Raw genomic sequence first — 3,436 nt, forward strand, 5'->3', positions numbered from 1 at the left:
AGCTTACGCAATGATCAAAGCTTTAAATAAACTAACAGGGCTAGGTATGCCTAAAACTTACCGAATTGATTGAAATAATACCATTCTAGTGTTGTCACCTCTAAATTTGAATTACGCAACAAAGCCAGTATAGGAAATAAAAAAACCATACTTTTACCTACACTAATTATCGCGCTACAATGAAATCCTTTGATACTTAGTGGGACTTATTGAAGATCCCGACAATTCATAACTTATTGATTTATGGTACCTAAATGCCAAAAGAAGCCACTAAAAACAACGCCACAAAAGCATTACATACACCTATGATGCAGCAATATTTACGTTTAAAAGCGGAAAACCCTGACATCTTGCTATTTTATCGTATGGGCGATTTTTATGAATTGTTTTACAGCGATGCTAAACGTGCTTCCCAGTTATTGGATATCTCACTCACCAAGCGTGGCGCTTCTGCTGGCGAGCCAATTCCAATGGCGGGCGTGCCTTATCATGCAGTCGAAGGTTATCTCGCCAAATTAGTCCAATTAGGTGAGTCGGTCGCCATTTGTGAGCAAGTTGGCGATCCTGCCACCAGCAAAGGGCCGGTTGAGCGTAAAGTGGTGCGCATTGTGACTCCTGGCACTGTCACCGACGAAGCTTTATTGCCAGAGCGGATCGATAACTTAGTCGCGGCTATTTTCCAGCAAGACGATAAATTTGGTTACGCCACTTTAGATATGACTTCGGGCCGCTTCCAGTTATGCGAGCCACAAAGCTTTGAAGCAATGCAAGCTGAGTTACAAAGAACCTCACCGAAAGAATTATTGTATCCAGAAGATTTTGCCAGCCGTGAGTTATTGGAAAAAACCAAAGGTCAACGTCGCCGCCCGATCTGGGAATTTGAGCTCGATACTGCCAAGCAACAACTCAACTTGCAATTTGGCACACGCGACTTAGTGGGTTTTGGCGTAGAAAATGCCAAGCTCGGTTTATGCGCCGCCGGTTGCTTAATTCAATATGTAAAAGATACCCAGCGCACCGCCCTGCCGCATATTCGCTCGCTAACTTTAGACCGACAAGATGATTCAGTTATCTTAGACGCCGCCACTCGCCGTAATTTAGAGATCACCCAAAACCTTGCCGGTGGTAGCGATAACACATTAGCAGAAGTACTTGATCACACCGCCACTCCAATGGGCAGCCGGATGTTTAAGCGTTGGCTACATCAGCCGGTGCGTAATAGCCGAGTATTGGATCAGCGTCTTGATGCCATCAGCGAATTAAAACAAAACACCTACTTTGCTGATTTGCATCCTGTATTAAAAGGCATTGGCGATATTGAACGTATTTTAGCCCGTTTGGCACTGCGCTCTGCTCGCCCAAGAGATCTGGCTCGCTTACGAAATGCCATGCAACAATTGCCGGAATTAGCCTCTCTTTCTGCCGATTTTAAGCATGACTATCTGCAAAAACTCACCGCTCTAACCCAGCCAATGGATTCAATTTGTGAATTACTGGAGCGAGCAATAAAAGAAAATCCGCCGGTAGTGATCCGTGATGGTGGCGTATTAGAACAAGGCTACAACGCCGAGTTAGATGAATTACGCAATTTGGCTGATGGTGCCAAAGATTACTTAGATAAAATGGAAGCAGATGAAAAAGAACGTCATGGCATTGAGAGCTTAAAAGTTGGTTACAACAATGTGCACGGATTCTTTATTCAAGTTAGCCGCGGTCAAAGCCATTTAGTGCCTCCGCATTATGTGCGCCGTCAAACCTTAAAAAATGCCGAACGCTACATTATTCCTGAGCTTAAAGAGCATGAAGATAAAGTGCTTAATTCGAAATCCAAAGCGCTGGCACTAGAGAAACGTTTATGGGAAGAGTTATTTGACTTATTGATACCCGATCTTGAAGCGTTGCAAAATCTCGCCTCGGCATTATCTCAATTTGATGTACTGCAAAACTTAGCCGAACGCGCCGACACCCTTAACTATTGTCGCCCAACGATGACTAAAACCGCTGGCTTGAGCATTACGGCCGGTCGTCACCCCGTGGTCGAACAGGTGCTAAGCGAACCTTTTATTGCCAACCCGATTGAATTAAATCCGCAGCGTCAAATGCTGATCATCACCGGTCCTAACATGGGGGGTAAATCGACTTATATGCGTCAAACGGCCTTAATTGCGTTATTGGCTCACATTGGCAGTTATGTTCCGGCCGAGTCCGCCACTATCGGCTCGATTGATAGGATCTTTACTCGTATTGGCGCGCAAGATGATCTTGCCTCTGGCCGCTCTACCTTTATGGTCGAAATGACCGAAACCGCCAATATTTTGCATAATGCCACTAAAAATAGTTTGGTACTAATGGATGAAATTGGCCGCGGGACCAGCACTTACGATGGTTTGTCATTAGCTTGGGCCAGTGCGCAATGGTTGGCGAGCAAGATTGGCGCGCTGACCTTATTTGCCACCCATTATTTTGAATTAACCGAGCTGCCAAACCAAATTGATAATCTGGCTAATGTTCACCTTGATGCCATCGAGCACGGTGACACCATCGCCTTTATGCATGCGGTACAAGAAGGCGCGGCCAGTAAATCGTATGGTTTAGCGGTCGCCAGTTTGGCCGGTGTTCCCAAACAAGTGATCACCCAAGCCAAAAACAAACTTAAGCAACTTGAATCACTTGGTCAGCAAAAAGCGGTGCAAAATAATACGGGCGTAAAACCGGTACGAGTTGAGCAACAGTTGAGTTTGATCCCCGATCCAAGTGAAGTGGAGCAAGCACTGAGCCAAATTAATCCCGATGATATGAGCCCAAGAGAAGCATTAGAGGCATTGTATCGCTTAAAAACGCTGCTATGAGTTCAGGGCTATGTAGTGGTACGGTGATTTTACTCTAAGCCTTACTGACGACTAAAGTAACGGCACTTTCTAGCTAACCTTATTATCTCGAGTGTCGACATAAACATTCGCCACTCGAGATTATTAACTCAAACCAGCCAATGAATCATCTTATTGATATTGAACTGCTCAATATTAACCAAGTTTTATTAACCCTTAAAAACATCAAGAAAGAGTACTCCCTCCCTTTTTTTCATCTCTATTCATAATAATTACCCTTAGATCACAGTATTAATAATTACTTGTTTTTTAGGGCTTTGTTGCGTAATTCGATGGAACTAAATGTGAAACTGACGATCAGATCGTTTACTCCCCACTAAACCATCGATATTCATGCCAAAACCTCGTTATAAGACCAAAAAATGGAAGTTATATAATCAATCACTGATTAAACGTGGTTCACTGACTTTCTGGATTGATCAAGAAGCTATCCAAGAATGGAAAGAAGCTAAACAAGGGCTGCGTGGTAGACCTCGTATTTTCAGTGATTTAGCAATAACAACAGCGCTTATGGTAAAACGTATATTTTCAATGCCCTTAAGGGCATT

2 protein-coding genes are annotated in these 3,436 nt (G+C 43.8%); both read left to right on the forward strand.

Features of this window, described 5'->3' with window-relative positions; translation table 11 throughout:
* Positions 1–254 precede the first annotated feature (254 nt).
* A complete protein-coding gene (gene mutS, locus HC723_RS16565; RefSeq protein WP_153447590.1) occupies positions 255–2,849 on the forward strand; it encodes a DNA mismatch repair protein MutS in 2,595 nt (864 codons plus the stop codon).
* A 372-nt stretch (positions 2,850–3,221) separates the two neighbouring features.
* Positions 3,222–3,436 (forward strand): transposase (locus HC723_RS16570; RefSeq protein WP_190339871.1); only part of this gene is annotated, 215 nt, incomplete at its 3' end.

The organism is Vibrio sp. S11_S32 (assembly GCF_014694465.1).
Classification (GTDB): Bacteria; Pseudomonadota; Gammaproteobacteria; order Enterobacterales; family Vibrionaceae; genus Vibrio; species Vibrio algicola.